The organism is Iodidimonas nitroreducens (genome assembly GCA_000710935.1).
In the GTDB taxonomy this organism is placed as follows: Bacteria; Pseudomonadota; Alphaproteobacteria; order Sphingomonadales; family Rhodothalassiaceae; genus Iodidimonas; species Iodidimonas nitroreducens.
This window is the reverse complement of record BAYV01000001.1, coordinates 22,653-46,122: the sequence shown is the minus strand read 5'-3', so window position 1 is coordinate 46,122 and position 23,470 is coordinate 22,653. Positions and strand designations below refer to the sequence as shown.

23 protein-coding genes and 1 tRNA gene are annotated in these 23,470 nt (G+C 56.2%); 18 read left to right on the top strand and 6 right to left on the bottom strand.

Going from position 1 to position 23,470, the window contains the following annotated elements:
- Positions 1 to 47 precede the first annotated feature (47 nt).
- The 3 genes from AQ1_RS00200 to AQ1_RS00190 all read left to right on the top strand — a co-directional run bounded on the left by AQ1_RS00200 (position 48) and on the right by AQ1_RS00190 (position 1,571).
- Entirely contained in the window at positions 48 to 683 is a 636-nt protein-coding gene (locus AQ1_RS00200; protein WP_042082680.1) for an SCO family protein, read from the top strand.
- Positions 683 to 1,135 (top strand): YcgN family cysteine cluster protein, encoded by a 453-nt coding sequence (locus AQ1_RS00195; protein WP_042082678.1) that lies wholly within the window; start codon positions 683 to 685, stop codon positions 1,133 to 1,135. Before AQ1_RS00200 ends, AQ1_RS00195 begins: the two co-directional genes overlap by 1 nt.
- Before the next feature lie 79 nt (positions 1,136 to 1,214).
- Positions 1,215 to 1,571: an Mpo1-like protein gene (locus tag AQ1_RS00190; protein ID WP_042082676.1), complete on the top strand. Its 357-nt coding sequence runs from the start codon at positions 1,215 to 1,217 to the stop codon at positions 1,569 to 1,571.
- Positions 1,572 to 1,586: 15 nt separating this feature from the next.
- Here the strand turns inward: AQ1_RS00190 and AQ1_RS00185 are convergent, their stop codons facing one another.
- Both AQ1_RS00185 and AQ1_RS00180 read right to left on the bottom strand, forming a co-directional pair.
- Positions 1,587 to 2,699, bottom strand: a complete 1,113-nt coding sequence (locus AQ1_RS00185; protein WP_042082675.1) for a quinone-dependent dihydroorotate dehydrogenase — start codon at positions 2,697 to 2,699, stop codon at positions 1,587 to 1,589.
- Positions 2,696 to 3,058 (bottom strand): DUF952 domain-containing protein, encoded by a 363-nt coding sequence (locus AQ1_RS00180; RefSeq protein WP_042082673.1) that lies wholly within the window; start codon positions 3,056 to 3,058, stop codon positions 2,696 to 2,698. The genes AQ1_RS00185 and AQ1_RS00180 overlap by 4 nt, the downstream gene beginning before the upstream one ends.
- A 91-nt stretch (positions 3,059 to 3,149) precedes the next feature.
- Between AQ1_RS00180 and AQ1_RS00175 the strand changes: the two genes are divergently transcribed.
- Positions 3,150 to 4,724: a long-chain-fatty-acid--CoA ligase gene (locus AQ1_RS00175; RefSeq protein ID WP_042082670.1), complete on the top strand. Its 1,575-nt coding sequence runs from the start codon at positions 3,150 to 3,152 to the stop codon at positions 4,722 to 4,724.
- Between the two features lie 51 nt (positions 4,725 to 4,775).
- On the opposite strand, the gene AQ1_RS00170 is transcribed toward AQ1_RS00175, so the two are convergent.
- On the bottom strand, positions 4,776 to 7,460 hold the full coding sequence (locus AQ1_RS00170) for a M14 family metallopeptidase (protein WP_052370581.1): 2,685 nt from the start codon (positions 7,458 to 7,460) through the stop codon (positions 4,776 to 4,778).
- 217 nt (positions 7,461 to 7,677) lie between these two features.
- Here AQ1_RS00170 and AQ1_RS00165 point away from each other — a divergent pair, with 217 nt between their 5' ends.
- The 4 genes from AQ1_RS00165 to AQ1_RS00150 all read left to right on the top strand — a co-directional run bounded on the left by AQ1_RS00165 (position 7,678) and on the right by AQ1_RS00150 (position 9,802).
- Positions 7,678 to 8,748 carry a class I SAM-dependent methyltransferase gene (locus AQ1_RS00165; protein ID WP_042082667.1) on the top strand — a complete coding sequence of 357 codons (1,071 nt, stop codon included), beginning with the start codon at positions 7,678 to 7,680 and terminating at the stop codon, positions 8,746 to 8,748.
- A 108-nt stretch (positions 8,749 to 8,856) separates the two neighbouring features.
- A tRNA-Ile gene (locus tag AQ1_RS00160) sits at positions 8,857 to 8,933 on the top strand.
- A 33-nt stretch (positions 8,934 to 8,966) separates the two neighbouring features.
- Positions 8,967 to 9,440, top strand: coding sequence for a GAF domain-containing protein (locus AQ1_RS00155; protein WP_042082665.1), 474 nt, complete (start codon positions 8,967 to 8,969; stop codon positions 9,438 to 9,440).
- A 164-nt stretch (positions 9,441 to 9,604) separates the two neighbouring features.
- Complete coding sequence (locus AQ1_RS00150) at positions 9,605 to 9,802, top strand: hypothetical protein (protein WP_042082662.1); 198 nt, start codon at positions 9,605 to 9,607, stop codon at positions 9,800 to 9,802.
- Here AQ1_RS00150 and AQ1_RS00145 read toward each other — a convergent pair.
- Positions 9,799 to 10,266: an iron-sulfur cluster assembly scaffold protein gene (locus AQ1_RS00145; RefSeq protein ID WP_052370578.1), complete on the bottom strand. Its 468-nt coding sequence runs from the start codon at positions 10,264 to 10,266 to the stop codon at positions 9,799 to 9,801. The genes AQ1_RS00150 and AQ1_RS00145 overlap by 4 nt on opposite strands.
- A 225-nt stretch (positions 10,267 to 10,491) precedes the next feature.
- On the opposite strand from AQ1_RS00145, the gene folE reads away from it, so the two are divergent.
- From folE to AQ1_RS00125, 4 genes are all read left to right on the top strand, one after another.
- Positions 10,492 to 11,103 (top strand): GTP cyclohydrolase I FolE, encoded by a 612-nt coding sequence (gene folE / locus AQ1_RS00140; protein ID WP_042082742.1) that lies wholly within the window; start codon positions 10,492 to 10,494, stop codon positions 11,101 to 11,103.
- 18 nt (positions 11,104 to 11,121) lie between these two features.
- Positions 11,122 to 11,559, top strand: a complete 438-nt coding sequence (gene hisI / locus AQ1_RS00135) for a phosphoribosyl-AMP cyclohydrolase (RefSeq protein ID WP_042082660.1) — start codon at positions 11,122 to 11,124, stop codon at positions 11,557 to 11,559.
- A gap of 10 nt (positions 11,560 to 11,569) precedes the next feature.
- Positions 11,570 to 12,346 (top strand): hydroxyacylglutathione hydrolase, encoded by a 777-nt coding sequence (gloB, locus tag AQ1_RS00130; protein ID WP_042082657.1) that lies wholly within the window; start codon positions 11,570 to 11,572, stop codon positions 12,344 to 12,346.
- Between the two features lie 76 nt (positions 12,347 to 12,422).
- Positions 12,423 to 14,660, top strand: a complete 2,238-nt coding sequence (locus AQ1_RS00125; RefSeq protein ID WP_462686896.1) for a prolyl oligopeptidase family serine peptidase — start codon at positions 12,423 to 12,425, stop codon at positions 14,658 to 14,660.
- A gap of 50 nt (positions 14,661 to 14,710) precedes the next feature.
- Here the strand turns inward: AQ1_RS00125 and AQ1_RS00120 are convergent, their stop codons facing one another.
- Positions 14,711 to 15,715, bottom strand: a complete 1,005-nt coding sequence (locus AQ1_RS00120; RefSeq protein WP_042082654.1) for a DMT family transporter — start codon at positions 15,713 to 15,715, stop codon at positions 14,711 to 14,713.
- A gap of 134 nt (positions 15,716 to 15,849) precedes the next feature.
- Here AQ1_RS00120 and AQ1_RS00115 point away from each other — a divergent pair, with 134 nt between their 5' ends.
- The 3 genes from AQ1_RS00115 to AQ1_RS00105 all read left to right on the top strand — a co-directional run bounded on the left by AQ1_RS00115 (position 15,850) and on the right by AQ1_RS00105 (position 18,621).
- Positions 15,850 to 16,512: a glutathione S-transferase family protein gene (locus AQ1_RS00115; protein ID WP_042082652.1), complete on the top strand. Its 663-nt coding sequence runs from the start codon at positions 15,850 to 15,852 to the stop codon at positions 16,510 to 16,512.
- Between the two features lie 148 nt (positions 16,513 to 16,660).
- Positions 16,661 to 17,476, top strand: coding sequence for a class I SAM-dependent methyltransferase (locus tag AQ1_RS00110; RefSeq protein ID WP_042082650.1), 816 nt, complete (start codon positions 16,661 to 16,663; stop codon positions 17,474 to 17,476).
- A 104-nt stretch (positions 17,477 to 17,580) separates the two neighbouring features.
- Positions 17,581 to 18,621, top strand: coding sequence for a LacI family DNA-binding transcriptional regulator (locus AQ1_RS00105; RefSeq protein ID WP_042082647.1), 1,041 nt, complete (start codon positions 17,581 to 17,583; stop codon positions 18,619 to 18,621).
- A 2-nt stretch (positions 18,622 to 18,623) separates the two neighbouring features.
- On the opposite strand, the gene AQ1_RS00100 is transcribed toward AQ1_RS00105, so the two are convergent.
- Complete coding sequence (locus tag AQ1_RS00100; RefSeq protein ID WP_042082645.1) at positions 18,624 to 20,213, bottom strand: sodium:solute symporter; 1,590 nt, start codon at positions 20,211 to 20,213, stop codon at positions 18,624 to 18,626.
- A gap of 352 nt (positions 20,214 to 20,565) precedes the next feature.
- Here AQ1_RS00100 and zwf point away from each other — a divergent pair, with 352 nt between their 5' ends.
- From zwf to AQ1_RS00085, 3 genes are all read left to right on the top strand, one after another.
- Positions 20,566 to 22,056: a glucose-6-phosphate dehydrogenase gene (gene zwf / locus AQ1_RS00095; protein WP_042082642.1), complete on the top strand. Its 1,491-nt coding sequence runs from the start codon at positions 20,566 to 20,568 to the stop codon at positions 22,054 to 22,056.
- Positions 22,049 to 22,762, top strand: coding sequence for a 6-phosphogluconolactonase (gene pgl / locus AQ1_RS00090; RefSeq protein ID WP_042082639.1), 714 nt, complete (start codon positions 22,049 to 22,051; stop codon positions 22,760 to 22,762). The genes zwf and pgl overlap by 8 nt, the downstream gene beginning before the upstream one ends.
- A gap of 73 nt (positions 22,763 to 22,835) precedes the next feature.
- Positions 22,836 to 23,468 (top strand): hypothetical protein, encoded by a 633-nt coding sequence (locus AQ1_RS00085; protein ID WP_150006715.1) that lies wholly within the window; start codon positions 22,836 to 22,838, stop codon positions 23,466 to 23,468.
- Positions 23,469 to 23,470 lie beyond the last annotated feature (2 nt).

Sequence of the window (23,470 nt, the reverse complement as noted above, 5' to 3'; positions counted from 1 at the left end):
AGGATCAGGGCGAAAACCCCAAGATACCAAGACGAAGGACGCCATCCATGACACTTCCCCGTATTCTTATCGCAGCGCTGATCGTTTGTCTTGGGGCTCTCGGACTTTTGTTGATGGCCGCGCCCGATTCCCCGGATCGCGCCTCGAAAAGCCCTGTAGCCGACAGTTCGGTGCCCATCGGCGGGCCATTCGCCCTGGTCTCGCATCAGGGCGATCCGGTGACCGACACCGATTTTCGTGGCCGCTATCTGCTGATCTATTTCGGCTATAGCTATTGCCCCGATGTTTGCCCCACCGAATTGGCGAAAATGACCCGCGCCCTTGATGTGTTGGAGGCCAAGGGTCTTGATCTCGATCCCATCCAGCCTTTGTTCATCAGCGTTGATCCCGAACGCGATACGGTGGCGCAAATGGCCCAATATGTGACGATGTTCCACCCCCGTCTCATCGGGCTGACCGGCACCCCGGAACAGGTGCAGGAGGCCAAAGATGCCTATCGCATCTATTCGGTGAAAAGCGGGGACGTGGACAGCGATCAATATCTGGTGGATCATGCCTCGATGATTTTGTTGATGGATCAAAACAATCAATTCATGGATTTCTTCTCATCGCGAGAAAGTGCCGATGAGATTGCCGCGACCCTCGCCCCTTTATTGCCACCCCAGTCTGCCAACGCATCCTGATGAAAAACGATCCCGCCGATCCCCCTTTCTGGAAAAGCGTGCCATTCAATGAAATGACACGAGACCAATGGGAATCCCTGTGCGATGGCTGCGGTAAATGCTGCCTGCACAAGCTGGAAGATGCGGAAAGCGGCGAGATTTATTATACCAATGTGGCGTGTCGTTTGCTTGATCATCACTCCATGCGCTGCACCCGCTATGCCAGCCGCACCCGGTGGGTGCCCGATTGCACCGTGCTAAAGCCCGAACAGATTGCCGATTTCAAATGGTTGCCTAAAAGCTGCGGCTATCGTCTTGTTCATGAAGGCCGCGACCTGCCCGATTGGCATCCTTTGGTATCCGGCGATCGCGAAACCATTCATGAAGCCCGGAAATCCATGCGCCATCGCTGGCTGATCGATGAGCGAAAAGCGGGCGATCTGGAAGATCATATCATCGAGGGCGAACCCTGAAAGCGCCCCCGCAATCAGGTGGGTCGCCTTCTCCTTCCTGTTTTGTTAAGCTGATGCCCGGTTGATCAGGAGACAGCAGATGAGCGAGCGGATCGAAAGCTATGGCGCGTTCTTTTTGTTTTATCTGCGCGAACATGCGAGGCCCCTCACCCGGGCCCTCCATTATGCGGCGGCCTTTGCCTCTTTGGCCGTGCTTTTTTATGGTCTTGTCATCGGGCCTTTATGGCTGGTTCTTTTGATGCCTTTGGCGGGCTATGGTCTTGCATGGTTTGCGCATTTTTTCATCGAAAAAAACCGCCCCGCCACCTTTCAATATCCCGGCTGGTCCTTGATATCCGATTATGTGATGACATGGCTTTGGCTCACCGGGCGGCTGGGGCCATGGCTCGATAAGGCCGGGGTGGCGCGCAGCAAGGCCCCTGCACATCAGCGGTGATCGGCCCCGATGGCCTCAGTGGTGATGGTCGGCCCCGATGGCCTCAGTGACCGAGGCAAAGCCATCGCGTTTTAAAAGCGCGGCCAGATCGGCCTTGATGCGGTTCACAAGTCCCGGCCCTTCATAAACAAGGGCGGTATAAAGGGCCACAAGGCTTGCGCCTGCCCTGATGCGGGCATAGGCATCGGCCCCCGAGGCTATGCCCCCCACACCGATCAGGATCAGCCTGCCCCCGCTCAGCCGATAAAAATCCGCCAGAATCTCGGCCGATAAATCTTTCAAAGGCGCACCCGATAGCCCGCCGGCCTCATCTTTCGCGTCATCGCGCAAATGGGCTGGGCGGGTGATGGTGGTATTGGAAATGATCAGCCCTTCGATCCCGCGTTCACAGGCGATCTGCGCGATCATAAGGCGGGCATCGGGCGAAAGATCGGGGGCGATTTTCAGGAATATCGGCACCGGCGGGCGATCTTTCGGGCGGGCATAAAGATCGCGTGCCGCCACAAGCCGCGCCAGCAAGGCGGGCAAGGCATCACCTTGTTGCAGATCGCGCAGGCCCGGGGTATTGGGCGAGGAAATATTGACTGCGAAATAATCCGCCACCCCGCCAAAAAGCCTGATCCCGCTTTCATAATCGCCGATCCGGTCGGGGCTGTCTTTATTGGCCCCCAGATTGATCCCCAAAGGTGCGATCTTTTGGCGCCTAGCTTTTTCTATCCGCGCCAAAGCCGCTTCATGGCCCTGATTATTAAAACCCATGCGATTGATCACGGCGCGATCTTTGGCCAAACGAAAAAGCCGGGGGCGGGTATTGCCCGCCTGTGGGCGCGGTGTGAGCGAGCCACATTCCACAAAGCCAAAGCCCAAAGCCGAAAGGGCGGGCAGCGCTTCGGCATCCTTGTCATATCCGGCGGCAAGGCCCACGGGGTTTTTGAAATGCAGACCAATCCGATCAAAATCGATGGCAAGAGAGGGATCATCAGCCTGCCCGTGTTTTTGCCCATGCCCCGCGATTTTTGCCAATATTGGCGCGGGCGCGGCCTTCAATAGCGCGATGGAAAGCCGGTGTGCCCGTTCGGGATCAAGCTGAAACAGCCCGGCTTGCAACAGGCCCCAGAAAAGGCTCATGGCTTTGGATCATCGCCGTTTAGATCGGCAGGCAGGATATGCCGGCCCTTTGCATCCAATGACAAAGGCATCGTATTTTCAACTGCCGCCAGATCGAGTCGGGCATAAAGATGGGGGAAAAGCTGGCCGCCACGGGCTTCTTCCCAGCGTAAATGGGCGGCATCAAGGCGATCCGGGTTTACCGTTAAAAGCACCAGATTGGGCGCGCCCGCATAATGGCGCGCCAGCGTTTCCGCCAGCTGTTTGGCGGTTGAAAAATGGATATAGCCATCCGCCAGATCCACCGCCGAGCCTGTGAAATGGCCCTGATCGGCAAAAACCTGCCAATCTCGTGCGGTGAGAATTTTATAGATCATCATGGCTATCCCCGGCGTTTGTGGCTTTGCACATCATCCTTTGCTCTTTATCCTTTAAGGATCATAGGTTCAAGATTGCTTGGGGGAGATCGGCATGGCGAGGATCGAAGGCATAGAAACGATTGGCGATATCGTGCGCCATCATGGCCGCCTCCATCCCCATAAAATTGCACTGATTTTTCAGGGCGAGCGGATCGATTATCAAAGCCTAGATGCCCGATCCAACCAGATCGCCCATGCCCTTTTGGCGGCAGGTATAAAGCCGGGGCAGCGGATCGCCCATTTCGGGAAAAACAGTGCCGATTATTTTGCGCTGGTTTTTGCCGCCGCCAAGATCGGTGCTGTGCTGGTGGGGATCAATTGGCGGCTGAGCCCTGCGGAAGCCCGCTATATCCTGATCGATAGCGAAAGCCGCCTGCTGTTCAGCGATCGCGATATGCCGCCGCTTTTGGAAGCCGATGATCAGGCTGATAACGAGCCTTGCCGCAGCATTCTGATCGGGGCCGGGGATGAAAGCGGCCTCATGGCCTTTTACCGCCCTCATGCCAAAAGCGACCCCCAAATTGCTGTGGATGACGATGCGGTGCTCTATCAGATGTACACATCGGGCACCACCGGCCATCCCAAGGGGGCGGAAATTACCCATAAGGGCGTGCTTTTGCCCCGCCAGATGGATGATCTGATCGATGCCCGGGAATGGCATCGCTGGACCGGCGATGAAGTGCAATTGGTGCAGGCTCCGGTTTTTCACCTGACCGGCAATGTGTGGGCCATGATCGGGCTTTATGTGGGGGCGACCCTCGTGGTGCATCGCGATTTCGATATGGATCGCATCTTTGACGATATCGAGCGTGAAAAGATCAGCCATGCCATTTTCGTTCCGGCCATGCTGATGGCGATGGTCCAGCATCCTCGGGCGAAAACCACCGATTATCAAAGCCTTGTTGCGATTTATTATGGGGCCTCGCCCATTCCGCTCGATCTGTTGCGCCACGCCCTGTCACTGTTTCAAAGCGATTTCATCCAGCTTTATGGGATGACCGAAATCAGCGGTTCGGCCACTTATCTGCCGGCCGCAGATCATGATCCCAGCGGCGATAACCCGCGCATGCGATCAGCAGGAAAGCCCTTTCCCTGGGCGCGGATCAAGATCATCGACGAGTTGGGCCAAAGCCTGCCCCCCCATCAGGTGGGGGAGGTGCTGATCAAAACCGATACGGTGATGCGCGGCTATTGGAAACGCCCCGATGCCACCCAAGCGGTGCTTTCGGATGGCTGGTTTCATACCGGCGATGCCGGGCTGCTTGATGAAGATGGCTATCTTTATATCCATGATCGCATAAAAGACATGATCATCTCGGGCGGGGAAAATATCTATCCCGCCGAGGTGGAAAGCTGCCTTTTTGCCCATCCCGGCATTCGCGATGTGGCAGTGATCGGCGTTCCCTCCCCCCAATGGGGTGAGGCGGTGAAAGCCATCGTCGTATCTGATGACCCCAGCCTTGAGGCCGAAGATGTGATCGCCTTTGCCCGCGCGCAGATTGCGGGCTTTAAATGCCCGCGCTCTGTCGATTTCATCACGGCCCTGCCGCGCAATGCATCGGGTAAGATATTAAAGCGCGATCTGCGCGCCCCTTATTGGGATCAACAGGATCGGCAGGTAAATTGATCACGCTTTAGAGGCGGGGGCGACCCGGGAGCCGCCCCCTGTTTTATGGGCTCAGCGCGGCGGCCTTGCATGTTGGGCGCCCCGGAAAATGGCATTGATCAACAGCAGATCAAGGCCATCTTGATAGGCTCTTGTGGTGCTTTCCTGCGTAATGGCAATGACCTGCCCCCGGCCTTCTTCTTCATTCACCATTAAGGGCTTATAGGCCAGTTGATTGCGGCTTTCCTGCCATAAAAGCCCGCTGGCCACCAGATCTTCTGGTCCGGCAAAGCGCACCACATTCACCCCTTCGCCGATGGCCACGGGGGTATAGATGCCGCGTCCGGTGACAAGGGTATAAACTGTGGGTTTCAAACCGGCGGCCAGCCAGTGGGTTTCATCCACAAGGGCGCGAACGATGGCCCCGGGGATCTGATCGGGGGCCCGATCCCGGGCATGGGTGAGGGCATCATAAGCCTCGCGATCCTTGATCACCACACCTGCCACCGTGCTCTCATCCTCTTTCGCTTTGGGATAATCGGGCAGGCCATCGGGTTGGGCTTCTTTTTCCTTGCGGATCGACAACAGATCCACTTTGGGGTCAGCCAGCCAATCGGTTGCCGATCCCAAACCGATGATCACCCCGCCATCCTGCACCCAATCTTTCAGGTTTTTGGCCCCGGCTTCGCCCAGATGGCTTTGATAGCGGCCCCGGCTATCGGGCAGGATCAGCACATCATAATGGCGCAAATCCGCCGATTTCAAACGATCGGTGCGAATGGGTGTGACCGGATAGCCATAGCGGCGTTCGATGATGAAACGGCTGTTTCCGGCATTATAGCTGTTGGTGGGTTCATCCCAGGCCATGGCAATGCGGATGGGCAGATGCGGCAGAACCTTGTTTGATCCAAAGCTGGGCCCATCGGTGACCCAGCTCGTATTCACCCCCACAATCCGTGCGCCGGTTGTTTCGACCAGTGCGGCCAGTTTCGTGTTGAGCCCGGGATCATTGTCGCCGATTTCAAAAATCAGCGTGCCCGAGGGATAGCGCTTGTCGAGAAGCGTGAAAGGCTCATCGCTGCTTTTCACCTTCAGCCCATGGCGCAGGGCAGCACTCAAAAGTCGGGCTGCTGATGCTTCACCCCAAGGGGCAAGGAACGCCACCGTGGCATCGGGGTTTTCAAGTCTGCCCTGATGCGGCGTATCGCCCGCCACCGCGATGGTTTCCACCCGGGGCTTATCGGCACAGGCTGTGGCCTCCAGATTAAACATCAAAGGCAGGGACCATGCGGTGGTATCATAAATCTCATCGGGCAGATTACGCGCCCGGCGGGCTTCCTGATCGGCAATGAAATCCGCCGCCATCGGCACCTGCCGGTTCATCAAAACACTGATCCGGCGTTTTTCCGGCTGGGCCATATCGATGACATAGGCGCCGGCTTTATAATCCACGCCACAGGCCCGGAAAGAGGCGGACGCTCGCGCCACCTCGATCCCCTGAAACGCCAAGAGACGCGCCAGTTCATCGGCGCCCGCCTGATCGCTTTGGGTGGGGATCAGCCAGCTTTTCACATCCCCCTTACGGCCTTCTTCGATGGCAGAACTACGATAATTGTAAAAATCGCTGTAAAGCTTGCGGCGGTTATCGGCCACCACTTCGGCCGTGGAAAGAGAGGTGATGAGATGATTGCGGATGGTTTCGGCATAGCTGAGATCCTTGCCATCATATCGGCGGTAAACCAGCCCCCGGCTGCTCGCCTGTTCATAGGTCATGGCGATGCCGCCATAATAGCTGGGCCAGCTTGCCCCATAGCCGGGATAAAAGGCATCGAAAATTTCGCGGGTGAAATAGGGAATGCCAAAGCGATCGAAATGCCGGGCGTGATTTTCCCCAAACAGATGCAGGTTCTGTTTTTGGCTGGCGGTGAGATGGGGATTATAGGGCACGGCTTCGGGGGCAAAGAAATAGGTGCTGTCGCCCCCCATTTCATGGGCATCCACCATCACCAGCGGCAGCCATTCCAAAAGTGCGGGCACCCGGCCCTTGGTTTCGGGCTGGCTGATGCGAAACCAATCGCGATTGAGATCAAACAGATAATGATTGGTGCGCCCGCCGGGCCAGCCCAGATCATGTTCTGCTGAAATCCGGTCGCCCTGGGGCTCCAGCCCCAAGGCCTGCTCATAGGCCGCTAAAAACCGCGCCCGACCATCGGGATTTTGCATGGGATCGATGAACAGCACGGTATTGTTGCGAATATTTTCAAGCTGCACCGATTGCCCGGCCAAAACATGCCATGCCGTGAGCAGGGCGGCTTCGGTGGATGAAATTTCATTGCCATGCACGCCATAAGATAACCACACCGTGCCCGGCAGGCGCTCGATCATGGCATCGGCATCGGCTTTTGGCAGGCTGCGGGGATCGCTCAAAGCCTTGATATCGGCCTTGATCGCATCGAGATTGGCAATGGTTTGCGGCGTGCCGATGATCGCATAAACCAGGCGGCGGCCCTGCCATGTGGTGCCATAATCGATGATTTTCATGCGATCGGGGGCGGCGGCCTCCAAAGCCTCAAGATAGCGCAGGGCCTCATCGGGGCGGGTGATGCGGCTGCCCGGTTCATAGCCCAGAACCGCTTCAAAGCTTGGAATGGCCGGATCGAACCGGGTATCGGGCCAGGCGGTAAACACCCCATCGGCACGGGCCGAGCCTATCAAAAGCCCCAAAAGCAGCAGCACGCTTAGCCAACCACGCAGCATGAAACACCCTTTCTTTTTCAATCCGGCTTTACATATCCCGGCTTCACAGATCAGGGTGCTCTCAATGGATGCGCCCCCCCTTATCCCGCATAACATTCACGGCTTTGCCACGAAGTGCAAGGGGCGCGATGCGTCCATCCGCGTCAGATAGTCGCCAACCGCCCTTTGCTGTGCATCCCATATTGCCGAAAGGCCGCTTTTTGCGCAGAATAGCCCCATGATCACCCGTCTGCAAAAAGCCCGCTATCTTGTTGGACAATCGGCCCGCATGGGCTTTTTTGCCAGCCAATATATGATGACCCGAAAATTGGCGGGCGCCGATGATGAAACCGATCATCACCCGTCCATGGGGTCTGATGGCAGGGATCGTGATGCCCCCGATCTGCCATCCAAAGCCGCGATCCGGGCGGCGATGCGCGATCTGGTGCGGCAGGATCTGGCGAATATCGACGCCGGTTATTATCCGTCGCCCAAGCTGATCGACGACAATCCCTTTACAACATTTGGCGTTTTGCGCAGCTATTTTGCCGATCTGCCCAGCGTTACAAAAAGACGCCGCCAGCATGGCCATAGCGATGTGCAAAAGCAGGTCAGCCCCGATGATCGCTATCCGCGCTATTATCTGCAGAATTTCCATTATCAAAGCGGCGGTTGGCTCACCGATGACAGTGCCCGGCTTTATGATCATCAGGTTGAGGTTTTGTTCAGCGGCACCGCCGATGCCATGCGCCGGCAGGCGCTGGTGCCCTTTAAAAAACATTTCGGATCAAGGCGCGAGCCGCAGATCACCCCCCGGCCCCGGCTTTTGGATATCGGCAGCGGCACCGGCCGATTTTTGAAAGCCCTGCGCCAGATCCTGCCCCATGCCCGGCTCAATGCTTTGGAACCATCGCCCGCTTATGGGGCGGTTTTGCAAAAAGCCGTGCCATCCGCCCGCCTTCATGCCGGTTTTGCGGAAGCCATGCCCTTTGAACCGGCGCGGTTCGATGGGTTAAGCGCGGTTTATCTGTTTCATGAATTGCCCCCCAAAATCCGCCGCCAGGCGATGGCCGAGATTGCGCGTGTTTTAAAGCCCGGTGGATTGTTCGTGCTGGCGGATTCTTTGCAATATGGCGATCAGCCCGCCTTTGATGGGTTGCTGGCCCGCTTTCCCACGCGCTTTCACGAACCCTATTATGAAAGCTATCTGAAAACCGATCTTGGCGCGCTGGCTGCTGCCCATGGCCTTGTTCAGATTGATCACATCACCGCTTTTCTGACCGGGATCATGGTCTTTGAAAAACGCTAAGGACCAGAAAGCATCAGGCTGTTGCAAGATCGCTCTTGGCGCGGGGATCAGGCATTGCTATCTAGAGCCAGAATGTGGGACGCCTGTTTGTTCCTTTCGCACATTTGGGGGCCTGTAGCTCAGTTGGTTAGAGCGAACCGCTCATAACGGTTTGGTCGCAGGTTCGAGTCCTGCCGGGCCCACCATCTTCCCCCATAGCCCCGCAAACGGAGCCGTTCATGACGCAGGACGAAAAAAACCGCCGTTATCAGGAGATTGCGGCGCAGATTGCCTCCGTTCTCGAACATGAGGACAATCTCGTCACCCGCATGGCGACCGTCTCATGCCTTCTGGCGCAGGGTTTTGAAACTTATTTCTGGACCGGGTTTTACATGGTGGATCCCAAAAAACCGCTCGAACTGGTGGTTGGCCCTTATCAGGGCAGTTTGGGCTGTTTGCGAATCCCGTTCGGTAAAGGGGTCTGTGGCCGGGCAGCCAGCGAAGGGCGCACGCAGATCGTTGCCGATGTGGATGCTTTTCCGGGCCATATTGCTTGTGATCAAAGATCGAGATCGGAAATCGTCGTCCCGGTTTTTGATGCCACACACAGGTTGATTGCCGTTTTCGATGTCGATTCCGAACAGCTTGGAAATTTTGATGAGACCGACCAGAGATGGTTGGAGCAGATCATCGCGCAAAGTTTTGCCCGATAAATTATTTACCCTTTAAAGGAGAGATATTCGTTAAAAATATAAGATAATCTCTTTAAAGATGTAATTTACAGAAAATTAATCTTGATTATCACGAATTTGTGATGATAGATCGCCACAGAGAGTCGTGCTGGGGGGCGCGTTTTTTTCAGTGGGAATATTTTATCATGGCGGCCATTACATCCGAAGATCTTGCGCGATCCATTCGCATTTATGAAACCCTGTTTCAGGCCACGGCTGTGCGCGGCGATGCCCAATGCGATAGGGTGCTTTATTCCCGGCTGACCCGGGCCATTTTTACCGGCATTGCCCTGAGCGGGCCGCGCGCCTGTCTGATCGATCCGATCTATCCGCCTAAGCGCTAGATAGAGGCCCGGGCATCGAAAGCCGCCAAAGCCGCATCGAAAATCAACATGACCGAGGCATGACGGGCCTTATGCGCCCGCACCGGTTCCAACAGAGCAAGCCGATCAAAGGGCGGGGCCGGGGCCTCACCATCCTGAGTGAGCATCTGAGAAAATTCGGCGGCCGCCCGGGCGATGTCATCCCGGCTTCGGCCGATCAGCAAGGGGGCCACCAGGGCTGAAGATGCCTGACCAAGGGCACAGGCCCGCACATCAAGCCCCAGCCGGGCGATCTGATCCCCCTTAAAACAGGCATCAAGACTAACCCGCGACCCACAGATGCGGCTGGTGCGCACAACACTGACATCGGGCGTCAGCAAACGCTCGGTAAAAGGAATTTGCGTCGCTAAACGCAAGATATCGGTGCTGTAAAGAGTGTTCATACCCCACAGATAAGCTGCCGCCTGATAAAATCCAAGCCTCATCACATCCTAGGCAGTAGCCCCTGTTAAAGGGGATGCGGCGCAATCCAACGCGGTCTTCCCTGCGTATTCTTGGTTTTGGTGTAACTCGATCCTCTGCTTGGGGCAAAATCTCGGCAAGATGGCGAAAAAATTGACGAAAAGGGGCAAAGCGTGGATGAACTGATCAGGCTGGCATCGGGTGATCGGGACGGGACGGCCCTGCACAGGCCCTATGATTCAAAAGCGATCTCTGATGAAAACCGAGGCGATGATGTGCTGAATGGCCAGCTGCGGCCCGACCGTCAGGCAGCGATGCAGGCGGTCGAGACCCTGCTTGCCTTCATGGGCGAAAACCCCCAACGTTCGGGCCTATTAGAAACGCCGCGCCGGGTGGTGGATGCCCTTCTTGAACATGGCCGGGGCTATGATCTTGATCCCGATGCCATTCTGGCCCGCACCTTTGATGAGGTGGAGGGCTATGATGATATGGTGCTTTTGCAGGGCATTCGTTTTGAAAGTCGCTGCGAACATCATCTGGAGCCGATCATCGGCGTCGCCCATGTGGCTTATCTGCCGTCTGATCGGGTGGTGGGCCTGTCGAAAATCGCCCGCGTGGTCGATGTTTTTGCCAAACGTCTGCAAGTACAGGAACGCATGACCGCGCAGATTGCCAGCGCCATCGATCGGGCGCTGGCCCCGCGCGGGGTGGCGGTTTGGCTCTCGGCGGAACATTTCTGCATGGCCAGCCGGGGCGTGCATAAGGTGGGGGTTTCAACCCATACCCAGCGCATGACCGGGCTTTTTGCCAAAGATGTGCATCTGGCTACCCGCTTCATGACGCTGGCCAAGGCGGATTGAATTTTGCAATAATGCGGCATGACAGAAAAACCCGTCTCTTATTTCCCACCGCCGCCAGATGATGCCACGGCCCTTGAAACCGGCCCGGTGCTTAGCCCGCGTTTTGATCATAATGGCCTGATCCCCGCCATTGCCACGGATCACAAAACCGGCAAGGCCCTGATGATGGCCTATATGAATGCCGAAGCTTTGCAGCTTACCCTTGAAACCGGGATCGCGCATTATTTCAGCCGATCCCGGCAATCTCTTTGGAAAAAGGGCGAAACATCGGGGCAAATTCAGGATGTTGTGGAATTGCGGGTGGATTGCGATCAGGATTGCATCTGGTTAGAGGTACACCAGCATGGGGATGGTTGCTGCCATGTGGGCCATGAAAGCTGCTTTTATCGCCGGGCCATCCCCTCAGCCGAGGGTGGTTTCGTGCTTGAGACAACATCACATATCACAAAAACATAAGGGAGTGAGGATGGCCGAATTCGCAATCGAGCTTGTATTCATCGAACAGCCCTTGGCCAATTATGTGTATCTGCTGCGCGAAAACCAAAGCGGCCATGTGGCGGTGGTGGATCCCGGTTGGGCGGCTCCGGTCATCAAGGCTTTGGAAAAGCGGGGATGGACGCCCGATGTTATTTTGCTCACCCATCATCATGCCGATCATATCGGGGCCACAAAAGAGTTGAAAGATCGCTATCAGGCGCGGGTGATCGCCCCCGATGCCGAACGCCATCGCATCCCCCATGCCGATGAATGGGTGCGCGAGGGTGAAAGCGTGCATATTGGCGAGGCTCGGGGCGAGGTGATTGCCTTGCCCGGCCACACCCTTGGCCATGTGGCCTATCATTTCCCAAAGGAAAAGGCGCTGTTTTGCGGCGATACGCTGTTTTCGCTGGGCTGCGGGCGATTATTTGAAGGCACGGCTGCGCAGATGTGGCAATCCCTGTCGAAATTGGCCGCCCTGCCCGATGAAACCCTGATGTGCTGCGCCCATGAATATACCGAAGCCAATGGCCGCTTTGCCCTCACGATCGAGCCGGGGAACAAGGCCCTGCACACCCGGATGAACGAGGTGAAGGCCCTGCGCCTTGAGGGCCAGCCCACGGTGCCATCCAATATCGGTATCGAGCGGGCCACCAATCCTTTTCTTCGACCCCACAGCCCGGAAATCCGGGCGCATTTTGGGATGGAAAGCGCCAATGATGCCGAAATTTTCGGTGCCATCCGCAAAGCCAAGGATTCTTTTTGAGATTGCACGAAAAGAGCGCTTTAATCGCCTGCTTGCATCATTATAGCCATCGCAACAAAAGCATAAGGATAAAACCATGGGGATATGCATCACCGAACGCCGCCAAATGCCCGCCGGATATGGACAATGGCATCCGCCCTTTTCCGGCCGCACGCGATCAATGGGCTTAGCGGTTCTCATCGCTTTCGGCCTTGCCGCCTGCGATGGCGGCCCCCAGCAAACCGAGCAGGATCAGCAAAACGTGCCTGAGCAGACATCACAAAACAGCCGGGATCAGGATCAGATTGCCGCCACCGATGATCCCTATCTGTGGCTGGAAACCGTCGAGGGCGAGGATGCCCTAGAATGGGTGCGTGGCAAAAATGAAACATCGCTGGCGCGCCTGACCGATGATCCCCGCTATGAGCCGATCCGGGCGGCAGCCGAGAAGCTGCTTACTGCATCCGACCGCATCCCCTATGGCCGGATCATTGGCGATGAAGTGCGGAATTTCTGGCAGGATGAGACCCATGTGCGGGGCATCTGGCGGCGCACCAGCCTTGAAAATTATCAAAGCAACAATCTCGAATGGGAAACCATTATCGATCTGGATGCTTTGGCCAAAGCCGAAGATCAGAATTGGGTGTGGAAAGGGGCTGATTGCCTTGCCCCCGATTTTAATCGCTGCATGATCAATTTATCCCGTGGCGGTGCCGATGCCGTGGTGATGCGGGAATATGATATCGAACGCGGGGCTTTTGTGGATGGCGGCTTTTTTCTGGAAGAAGAAAAACAGAATATTGATTGGATTGATGCCAATCGGCTGCTGATCGCCAGCCCCCTTGATGGCGGCTCCAAAAATACATCGGGCTATGCCCGAACCATCCGCATCTGGGAACGCGGAACGCCTTTGGCCGATGCGCGCACGATTTTCACCAGCGAAGAAACCGATGCCTTTACCTTTCCGTTGGTGATCCATCGCCCGGAAGGGGTTGAAATCTTTGTTTCGCGAGCCCCCGATTTTTTCCATCAAACCCTTTATCATGTGGGTGCGGATGGCACGCTGAAGGCTTTGCCTTTGCCCGATGATGTGAATTTCCAAGGACTGTATAAGGGCCGGATCATCGCCCTTTTGCGCAGTGGATGGGATGCGGGCGGGCAAAGTGCGCCGGCGGGTGCGGCGGTGTCCCTGCCCCTTGATCAGCTTTTGGCCGATGACCTGAGCGGCCTTGAAATTCTGGCCGCCCCCACCGAAACCCGCGCCATCGAAAATATCGCGATCAGCCGGGATGCGGTTTATATCTCGATGCTCGATCAGGTGCGCGGACGCCTGATCAAGGCACAGCATGATGATAATGGCTGGGTCCAAAGCCCGGTGGCGCTGCCCGAAACCGGCAGTTTGTCGGTGGTCTCGTCGGGCCATTATAATCGCCAGCTTCTGATCAATTTTGAACGCTTTCTGGAACCCGATAGCCTGTTTCTGGTGGAAGGCACTGCGGCCAAAGTGATCAATGCGATGCCAGCCCGCTTTGATAGTGCTGATTATCAGGTGAACCAGCATTTCGCCATCAGCGACGATGGCACCCAAATCCCCTATTTTCTGATCGTCCATAAAAATGCCCCGATGGATGGCAGCACCCCCACCATCCTTTATGGCTATGGCGGTTTTGAAATTTCGCTCACCCCGTCTTATCTGTCGCCCCTGGCGATTGAATGGCTCAAGCAGGGTGGGGCCTATGCCGTCGCCAATATTCGGGGTGGCGGCGAATTCGGCCCGCGCTGGCACAAGGCGGCTTTGAATGAAAACCGCCCCCGTGCCTATGAGGATTTTGCCGCTATTGCCCGCGATCTGGCGCAATCGGGCCTCACCAGCCCGGCCCATCTGGGCATTTATGGGGGATCGAATGGCGGGCTGCTGACCGGGGCGACGATGGTGCGCAATCCTGAATTATTTGGCGCTGTGGTTTCGGCCGTGCCGCTTTTGGATATGCTGCGCTATCACAAGCTTTTGGCCGGTGCGTCGTGGATCGGGGAATATGGCGATCCCGATATCGCGGAAGAACGCGCCTGGATCGAGACCTATTCGCCTTATCAGAATGTGAAGGCCAAAGCCGATTATCCGCCGGTTTTCTTCACCACCTCCACCCGCGATGATCGGGTGCATCCCGGCCATGCCCGCAAAATGGCCGCTAAGATGATCGAACAGGGCCATGATGTGCTTTATTATGAAAATATCGAGGGGGGCCATGCCGGGGCCGCCAATTTAAAGCAGCGGGCCATGCGCGATGCCCTGATCCTCGTCTGGTTCCTGCAGGAACTGAAAAAAGATGCCTGATCGGCTTTGAGGTCGCATCTCGTGCCGGATGGGGGCGCCGATCAAAGGGATCAGGCGCCCTTATCTTTTGGCGCCAATGGCAAAGATCCGGCTTTTCCGGCGCGCAGGGTGGAAAGCCGCGCCAGCCCAATGCCCAAAAGCACCATCAAGGCCCCGATCAATTCGCGTCCGCCCATGGATTCGGCAAATAAAAGCCAGGCGGCCAGGCTGGCCACCACCGGCTGCAATAAAAGGCTGAGGGCGGAAAAGGCGGCGGGCAGATGCGCCAGCGCATAAATGATCAGGCCTTGGCCCATGATCTGGCAGATCACCGCCAATCCCCATAAAATGAGCCAGCCTTGGGGGGTTTCGGGCCACAGCGTTTCCCCGCTGCCATAGGCCACCGGCAAAAGAGCGAGGGCGGTGACGATGGCGGTCCACAACAAGACCTCCAAAGCGCCGATATGCGCCCGCAGGCGGGATGCGGTCATGAAATAACCCGCATACATTAAGGCCGTGGCCACCCCCAGGCCATCGCCCAGAAGCCGTTCGGGGGAAAAGCGCAGGCTCACCCCCATCAGGATGATCGCCCCCGCCATCGCCGCCATAAGGCCCAGCAAAAACAGGCCGCTAAAGCGTTCCTTGAACAGAACAAAGCTGAACAGGGCGACAAAAACCGGGTTCAGATTGGCCAGCAAAGTGGCATTGGCAACGGATGTGAGGGTGATCGACCAATGCCAAAGCCCCAGATCGGCAGCGAAAAACAGGCCACACAGGATCAAAAGCCCGCGATGGCGTGTCAAAAGCTTGTGGCCCTGTGCTTTCAAGTCGCCAATGGCGTCCACAGCAGGATCAAGAACCGCTGAAGGGGGCTTTGGGGGGTGGCGGCGCATATGCCGCAAAGCCAGCCACAGCATTAAAAGCGGGATAGAAAGCGCAATCCGCCAAAAGGCGCTGGAAACCGGCCCCACATCCGAAAGACGGACGAAAATCGGCGCAAAACCAATCCCAACCGCCCCCAAAAGCAGGGCGGCAAAAGCGCGGGAGGCTGGCTTTGAAAGCGCTTTATCAATCATGCACAAGAACCTGTGGGATATCGGACATTCCAGATGGCGGATCTTGTGATCACAAAAACGTGAATATGCGATGCACAGGCTCCTGCTGTCTCTTATGTTGAAGCGACATCAGCGTCAAATGAAAGGCTTGTTCCATGATCGATCTTTATACCGCCCCCACGCCCAATGGCTATAAGGTCTCTGTGACTTTGGAAGAAATGGGGATTGATTATCAGCTTCATGCCATTGATCTGATGAAGGCCGAACAAAAGGAAGATTGGTTTTTAAAGATCAATCCCAATGGCCGAATCCCTGCCATTGTTGATCGCGATAATGATGATTTCGCGGTTTTTGAATCCGGCGCGATCATGCTGTATCTGGCGGAAAAATCCGGCAAGCTTTTGCCGACCGACAGCAAAAAGCGATCCCAGGTCATTCAATGGCTGATGTTTCAGATGGGGGGGCTTGGTCCGATGCAGGGGCAGGCGAATGTGTTTACCCGCTATTTCCCCGAAAAAATCCCATCGGTGATTGCCCGCTATCAGAATGAAACCATGCGTTTATACAGTGTGCTGGATAAAGCCTTGGAAGGCCGCGATTATCTGGTGGATGATTATTCCATCGCCGATATTGCCAATTGGTGCTGGGTGCGCAGCCATGCATGGTGCGGGCTGGAAATTGATAGCCTGCCGCATCTGAAAGCCTGGTCAGAGCGCATTGCCAGCCGTCCTGCGGCGGAAAAAGGGGTCATGGTGCCGCCACGCAATCTGGATGATGAAGCGGCGGTGAAGGCGGCGCAATCGATGCTCCAGCGTTGAGGCTATAAAAGCCGCCGATTTTGGGTCAATCATCCGGGCCTGATCCCCTTTTCCTTGCGGTGGCGTCCCGGCTTGGGTAGCTTGATCCACAAAGAATAGAAGCCAATGTCAAGGCCAGCCACCGGCCCCCCAAGGAGGAGAAGAAACCATGCGCCTCATACCCCTTATGCTTAGCGGGCTGCTTTTAGCCACCGCCCTTCCTGCTGTTGCTCAGGATCAACAGGCCATCGAAAAGGCGGTGACGGAAAATCCCTATCGCACCGATGATCAAAAGGCCCGGGATCAATATCGTCATCCTATTGAAACCCTTGAATTCTTTGGCATCACCCCCGGCATGACGGTGGCCGAGCCTTTACCCGGCTGGTATACTGAAATTCTGGGGGATCTGGTGCGGGACGAAGGCACCTATATTGCCCTTAATCTGCCGCCGCATCTTTATGATAATGCGGATCGTCGGGCGCGCACCCATGCCTGGCGCGATGGCTATATCGCCTCCAAAGGCGAACTGTTTGGCGACAAGGCCTTTGCCCGTTTCATGCTGACCAAGGACAATTTCGCCGCCGATAACAGCGTGGATGCCATTCTGGCCTTCCGCAGCCTTCATGGCTGGGTTTATTCCGATGTGCTCGATAAAGCCCTGGCCGAATTCTACACGGTTTTAAAGCCGGGCGGTGTTTTGGGCGTGGTGCAGCATCGCGAGGATGAAGACAGCCCCAATACGCCTGCTGATCGGCGTGGCTATTTAAAGCAGAGCTTTGTGATCGAGGCGATCGAGGCGGCGGGCTTTGTTCTGGAAGCGCAAAGCGAGATCAATGCCAATCCCAAAGATACCAAGGATTATGAAATCGGGGTGTGGGGGCTGCCGCCGGTTTTGCGGGTGAACAGCGATGAAGAACGCCGCCGCAATGCCGCCATTGGCGAATCGGATCGCATGACCTTGAAATTCATCAAGCCGAAAAACTGAGGAAAAAAAGGCATGGCCGCCGCTTTTCGGAGGTCATGCCTTTTGAGCGTCCGGCGGGTGGCGGCACTTCCCGTGACCCGCTTTCTGTATCAGGATACCGCCCGATGACGTCCCTCAAGAATCTGTCCCGATCCGATAATCTCAATATGGCGGATATTGCCCGGCTTGCCGGAGTTTCGGAATCCACGGTCTCGCGCGCTTTGGCCGATAGCCCGCTGGTTAATGCCAAAACCAAAGATCGCATCCGCAAGATCGCCCGGCAAAATCATTATGTGGTGAATGAACAGGCGCGTAATTTTCGCTTGAAGCGCACCGGCACCATTGCCGTTGTCATCCCTATCGATGCCATTCAGCAACAGCCGATTTCCGATCCGTTTTTCATGGAATTGCTGGGGGCCATCGCCGATGCATTGAATGCCCGGGGTTTTGATCTGTTGCTCAGCCGCGCCGATGCCACCAATCCCAAATGGTCGGCCATGGCTTTGGATAATGGCCGCGCCGATGGCACCATCATCATCGGCCAATCCACCCAGCATCAAACCCTGAACAAGATGGCCGATAGCGGGGCGCCCATGGTGGTTTGGGGGGGGCGGCTTCCTGATCAGCGCTATACCACGGTGGGCTGCGATAATCTGGCGGGGGGTATGATGGCGACCCGACATCTGATTGATCAGGGCCGCCGCCATATTGCCTTCATGGGGCATCGCGATTGGCCCGAGGTGGATTTGCGCTATCAGGGCTATCTGGCGGCGCTCGATGCCGCTGGTTTGGAAGCCGATCCCCAATTGGTGCTGGATAGCCGCTTCACCCGCGAAGATGCCCATCGGGTGATTGCCGATATGACCCGATCCGGGCTGGCCCCGGATGGCATCGTTGCGGCCAGCGATGTGCTGGCGATGGCAGCGATCAAAACCCTGCAGGAACAGGGCATCAGTGTGCCGCGCGATCTTTCGATCATCGGGTTTGACGATATCGCCCTGGCCACATGGTATAATCCGCCGATCACCACCATTCGCCAGCATATCGTGCAGGGGGGGCGTTTTCTGGTGGATCTGATGATGGCGAAAATCGCTGGCGAAGCCACCGCCCCGGTGATGCTGACCCCCGAACTGGTGATCCGCGGTTCTTGCGGTGCCAAGCCCTGATCCTACCAGAAGCTGATCACGATCACCGCCGTGATGGCCAGCAGGCCCACCGAAAGAACGCGATAATTCTGCCACCATGGCAAGCCCGCCAGATCAGCCGATTCTTCATGCCAGGTGGCCGGGGTCCACATCAAACCTTCGGTTTTCTCCAAAGCCGGAGCCGGGGTCAAAAGGCTGCCAATCACTAAAACGATGCTCGAGAGCACAAACAGGATCGGGGCCACATAAAGAAAGCCGATGGCCGGGGCATCGAGCACAACTTCATTGACAATGAAAAAAGCGGCCCCCGCCAGCCCGCCGACGACCAGCGATGCAAAACCCCCCGAGGCATTCGCCCGTTTCCACAAAACCCCGAACACGAACATCGCCACGATCGGCGGGACAGTATAAGCCAGAACCGCTTGCAGATATTCAAAAATCGATTGAAAGCGGGCGATCTGCGGTGCCCATAAAACCGCCAGAACCATAAAAACAAAGGTGGAAATCTGCCCGGCCCGCATCAATTGATGGGAATTGAGATCAGGGCGAATACGGCGCACGAAATCCATCACCACAAGGGTTGAGGCGGAATTGAGCGTGCTGTCGATCTGGCTCATCAGGGCGGCTACGAAACCCGCCAATACCAATCCCAGAATCCCGACCGGCAAAAGATCCACCAGCATGGTGGGATAAACCAGATTGGGATCTTCCAGATCGGGATAGAGCAGAATGGCAATGGTGCCGGGAATGACCATGATGAACAAAACCGGGAGCTTTAACAAACCGGCAAACAAGGCCCCCCAGCGGCCATGATGGATATTTTTTGCTGCCAGCAGCCTTTGCACCATGAACTGATTGGTGCACCAGAAATAAAAGCCCAGTAAAAACACGCCCGTAATCAGCCCCGGCCAGGGCACGCCGGGATCACCGATCGGGCGGATAAGGCTAAGCTTTTCCGCTGGAACCGCCGCCAGCACCGCCGACCATCCCCCCACCTGATCAAGGGCAAAAATGGTAATTAAAACAGACCCGAAGACCAGCAACACCGCTTGGATGGCATCGGTGAGCATCACCGCCGCCAACCCCCCGGCAATGGTATAAATGCCCGCCGCCACAGCCAGAACGGTGACCGTGGTCCAGATATCGAGCTGGGGAAACATCATCTGCAATAAAAGCGCCCCGGCAAACAGCCCACCCGCAGTATCGACGACGATATTCAAAAACAAAGTGAGCAGCGAGAAATAGGTGCGCGCCCGGTTATCAAAGCGTTTTGATAGAAATTCCGGCATCGTATAGACCTGCGAGCGCAAAATGGCCGGCAGGAAAAACACGGCAAAAACCACCAGAACGACCGCCGCCATCCATTCATAATTAAACACCGATATGCCGGTGGAATAAGCCGATCCGGCAAGGCCGACGAGAGTGGTGCTGGAAATATTCGAGGCAAACAGCGAAAGCCCGATAATCGGCCAGAGCATGCCGCGACCGGCCAGAAAGAAATCACTGGCAGTTTCATGCTTGCGCCCGTACCAAATCCCTAGGGAAATGGCGATCACGAAATACGCAACCAACAATCCGATATCGATCGGATGAAGCGAGATACCCAGTTCCATATCACTCCCCAAAGTCTTACCGGGCCAAATTAGACGAGGCCAAAGCGGCAACAGGTCGATTATATAGCCTGCAACGAAACGCTACAGGCACTGCACACCGACGTTCCAGTCATTTTTTTGCATTATTCGCAAAAATTTGCATTATGCGCAGATCGGTCAGTATCAGACAGACCTTCACAAGACTGTGCTTGATCTTGCAATCGATTGTAATACACATATCAGAGATTTTATGTCATAAGCAAGCTGCAAACGCTTCTTTTATGGCTGAAAATCCCTTAAATGCCTTTTCTGGCGACAATGATCTTCGCTGATCCGTTGATCCAAAACCCTGAGACGAATGCAGGATAGATTTATGCAGGCTGATAGCACATCCCGTTCCGGCACTGGCCGCCCCACGGATCTGATCATTTTTGGCGGCACCGGCGATCTGGCCATGCGGATGCTTTTTCCCTCTCTTTATTTTTTAGAAGCCGATGGCTATCTTGCTGATGATGCAAGGATCATTGGCGCAGCGCGGGGCGATCTGAGCCGCGATGCCTTTTTGGATGAGGTGCATAAGCGCCTGAAAAGCCATATTCCCAAAAAATATTATGATGCCGATGTTTGGGATCGTTTTGCCCAAAAGGTCGATTATAAGTCGGTGGATGCCACCGATGGCAGCGGTTTTGAGGCTCTGGCCGCTGCCTTGCGCATCAGGGATGGCAGCGAAGCGGTCTTTTATTTCTCAACCGCGCCGCGCTTTTATGGCGATCTGTGCGCCCAATTAAAAGCGCATGATCTGGCCGGGCCCCAAAGCCGGGTGGTTTTGGAAAAGCCCATCGGCCATGATCTGACATCGTGCAGGGCGGTGAATGATGCGGTGGGGGCGGTTTTCCCGGAAAGCCGGATTTATCGCATCGATCATTATCTGGGTAAGGAAACGGTGCAAAATCTGATTGCTTTGCGGTTTGCCAATTCCCTGCTCGAGCCCTTGTGGAATGCCAATGGCATTGAACAGGTGCAGATCACCGTTTCAGAAACCGTGGGGGTTGAGGGTCGCTGGTCTTATTATAATGATTCGGGCGCCCTGCGCGATATGCTGCAAAATCACCTGTTGCAGCTTTTGTGTCTGGTGGCGATGGAGCCGCCCACTTCTCTTGATGCCGATGCCGTGCGCGATGAAAAGCTGAAGGTTTTGCGGTCTTTGCGGCCGATCAGCAAGCAGGAAAATGCGCTCAAAACCGTTTGCGGCCAATATACCGCAGGCGCTGTGGATGGCAAAGCCGTACCCGGCTATTTCGAGGAAGGCGAGGGCGAAAGCACCACCGAAACCTTTATATCTCTGCGCGCCGATATCGATAATTGGCGCTGGCGGGGGGTGCCTTTCTATCTGCGCACGGGGAAGCGGCTTCCTTATCGCTATAGCGAAATTTTCATTCAGTTCAAGGATGTGCCCCATTCCATCTTCCCTGAAGAAAGCAATCTCACTTTGCAGTCCAATAAGCTGATCATTCGTTTGCAGCCTGAAGAAACGATCAAGCTTTTGATGATGAATAAAGTGCCCGGGCTCGGGCGCGATGGCATGAAATTGCAGGAAGTCTCCCTTGATCTCTCGATGTCGGATGAAGCGCGTTCGCGGCGGCGGCGGATCGCTTATGAACGGCTTTTGCTCGATGTGTTGAATGCCAACAGCACTTTGTTCGTGCGCCGCGATGAAACCGAAGCGGCCTGGAAATGGGTGGATCAGATCGCCGAAGGCTGGCGGGAATTGGGGCAAAAGCCCAAGCCCTATGCGGCTGGAAGCTGGGGGCCATCGGCCTCTGTGGCGCTCACCGAACGCTATGGACATAGCTGGCATGATTGAACCCCTTTTCACGGCTTATGAAGATCGCGCCAGCATGGGCCGGGCTTTGGCGGGCCGGGTGGCGATGCGCATGGCTGAAGCGCTTGAAACGCGGAATGCGGCGGGCCTGATCCTTTCGGGTGGCGGCACCCCGAAGCCCTTGTTTGCTGCCCTGAAGGATCAGAGGATCGCATGGGAAAAAATCACCCTCACCCTTGCCGATGATCGCTGGGTGCCCCCCGATCATGAAGCCAGCAATGAACGGCTGGTGCGGGCCGATCTTTTGCACAATGCAGCGCAAAATGCGCGCTTCATCAGCCTTGTGACCGATGACCCCCAAGCCAAAGGCGGCGAAGCTTTGATCGAAGATCGCCTGCGGGCTTTTCCCTGGCCTGCGGCTCTTGTGCTCTTGGGGATGGGGAATGATGGGCACACGGCGTCGCTTTTTCCCGGCTCTGCCGCGCTTTCCGCAGCCCTTGATCCGGAAGGCCCGGCCCGCGTTCGGGCCATCACCCCCGGAACGCTGCCCAAGGATGCTCCCTATGATCGCATGTCTTTGACCGTGTCGGCTTTATTGAACAGCCATCTCATCCTTTTGATGATCAATGGGGATGATAAGCGCGCCACCTATGAACGGGCGCTGGCCGGCAATGATCAAGCGGCCATGCCCATCCGCGCCATTTTGCAGCAGAACCGCGTGCCTGTTGAGGTGCATTGGGCGCCTTGAGGGCTTATGATGGGTGGCGACAAGACGGCAGGCCGTAATCATATGGCTGCCCCGGCTTAGGGTGGAGGCTCTTTTGACAGGTTTAACGCAGGTGATGTGGTTGAAACAGGATCGCTTCGGGCCGTTTGGGGCGGCCTCGCCCTTATGCTGGGGTTCGATCCTCTTGGCCTGTTTCATGGCATCTTTGGCTTTGGCGCAAAGTGCATCTGTGCCCGAAACCGATCTAAAAGGGACGCTGGAGCCTTTACCGGAAGCCCAATGGCCGCTGGTGTTTCCGCCTTTGCAAATTACCATCACCCTGCGCCGCACTGCGCCGGAAAGCGAAGCGACACAGGCTCCTGCCGATTGGGCTCTGGTGCCTTTGGCCAATGGTAAGAAGGGCGATCTGCTGGGCTTTTTGGGATTATCTTTGGATCATGAAACCGGCTGGACCGCCAATAGCGCCTTTGCCGCGCATCTGACAATCACCGGGGATAAGGCTTATCAGCCCGATATCCGGCAAAGCCTGGTGGAGCGCGCCGATCTGGCGGTGATGATGGGCGGCGGATTTCTGGGCATGAGTCTGGCGCAGATTTATGTGAATTTCGGCTTCGAGCCGGATGGCACGCGCCCCTTGCCCAAGGCTTATGGCATTTATTCGCCGGTGCAGCCGGAAACGTGCCTTGAAGGCGGTATTTCCTGCCGCGCTTCGATCGTAAAACAGTGACG

Excerpts from the sequence above, each read along its gene's own strand:
- AQ1_RS00200 (WP_042082680.1), top strand. The coding sequence starts at position 48 with ATGACACTTCCCCGTATTCTTATCGCAGCGCTGATCGTTTGTCTTGGG.
- AQ1_RS00195 (WP_042082678.1), top strand. The coding sequence starts at position 683 with ATGAAAAACGATCCCGCCGATCCCCCTTTCTGGAAAAGCGTGCCATTC.
- AQ1_RS00190 (WP_042082676.1), top strand. The coding sequence starts at position 1,215 with ATGAGCGAGCGGATCGAAAGCTATGGCGCGTTCTTTTTGTTTTATCTG.
- AQ1_RS00185 (WP_042082675.1), bottom strand. The coding sequence starts at position 2,699 with ATGAGCCTTTTCTGGGGCCTGTTGCAAGCCGGGCTGTTTCAGCTTGAT.
- AQ1_RS00180 (WP_042082673.1), bottom strand. The coding sequence starts at position 3,058 with ATGATGATCTATAAAATTCTCACCGCACGAGATTGGCAGGTTTTTGCC.
- AQ1_RS00175 (WP_042082670.1), top strand. The coding sequence starts at position 3,150 with ATGGCGAGGATCGAAGGCATAGAAACGATTGGCGATATCGTGCGCCAT.
- AQ1_RS00170 (WP_052370581.1), bottom strand. The coding sequence starts at position 7,460 with ATGCTGCGTGGTTGGCTAAGCGTGCTGCTGCTTTTGGGGCTTTTGATA.
- AQ1_RS00165 (WP_042082667.1), top strand. The coding sequence starts at position 7,678 with ATGATCACCCGTCTGCAAAAAGCCCGCTATCTTGTTGGACAATCGGCC.
- AQ1_RS00155 (WP_042082665.1), top strand. The coding sequence starts at position 8,967 with ATGACGCAGGACGAAAAAAACCGCCGTTATCAGGAGATTGCGGCGCAG.
- AQ1_RS00150 (WP_042082662.1), top strand. The coding sequence starts at position 9,605 with ATGGCGGCCATTACATCCGAAGATCTTGCGCGATCCATTCGCATTTAT.
- AQ1_RS00145 (WP_052370578.1), bottom strand. The coding sequence starts at position 10,266 with ATGAGGCTTGGATTTTATCAGGCGGCAGCTTATCTGTGGGGTATGAAC.
- hisI (WP_042082660.1), top strand. The coding sequence starts at position 11,122 with ATGACAGAAAAACCCGTCTCTTATTTCCCACCGCCGCCAGATGATGCC.
- gloB (WP_042082657.1), top strand. The coding sequence starts at position 11,570 with ATGGCCGAATTCGCAATCGAGCTTGTATTCATCGAACAGCCCTTGGCC.
- AQ1_RS00125 (WP_462686896.1), top strand. The coding sequence starts at position 12,423 with ATGGGGATATGCATCACCGAACGCCGCCAAATGCCCGCCGGATATGGA.
- AQ1_RS00120 (WP_042082654.1), bottom strand. The coding sequence starts at position 15,715 with ATGATTGATAAAGCGCTTTCAAAGCCAGCCTCCCGCGCTTTTGCCGCC.
- AQ1_RS00115 (WP_042082652.1), top strand. The coding sequence starts at position 15,850 with ATGATCGATCTTTATACCGCCCCCACGCCCAATGGCTATAAGGTCTCT.
- AQ1_RS00110 (WP_042082650.1), top strand. The coding sequence starts at position 16,661 with ATGCGCCTCATACCCCTTATGCTTAGCGGGCTGCTTTTAGCCACCGCC.
- AQ1_RS00105 (WP_042082647.1), top strand. The coding sequence starts at position 17,581 with ATGACGTCCCTCAAGAATCTGTCCCGATCCGATAATCTCAATATGGCG.
- AQ1_RS00100 (WP_042082645.1), bottom strand. The coding sequence starts at position 20,213 with ATGGAACTGGGTATCTCGCTTCATCCGATCGATATCGGATTGTTGGTT.
- zwf (WP_042082642.1), top strand. The coding sequence starts at position 20,566 with ATGCAGGCTGATAGCACATCCCGTTCCGGCACTGGCCGCCCCACGGAT.
- pgl (WP_042082639.1), top strand. The coding sequence starts at position 22,049 with ATGATTGAACCCCTTTTCACGGCTTATGAAGATCGCGCCAGCATGGGC.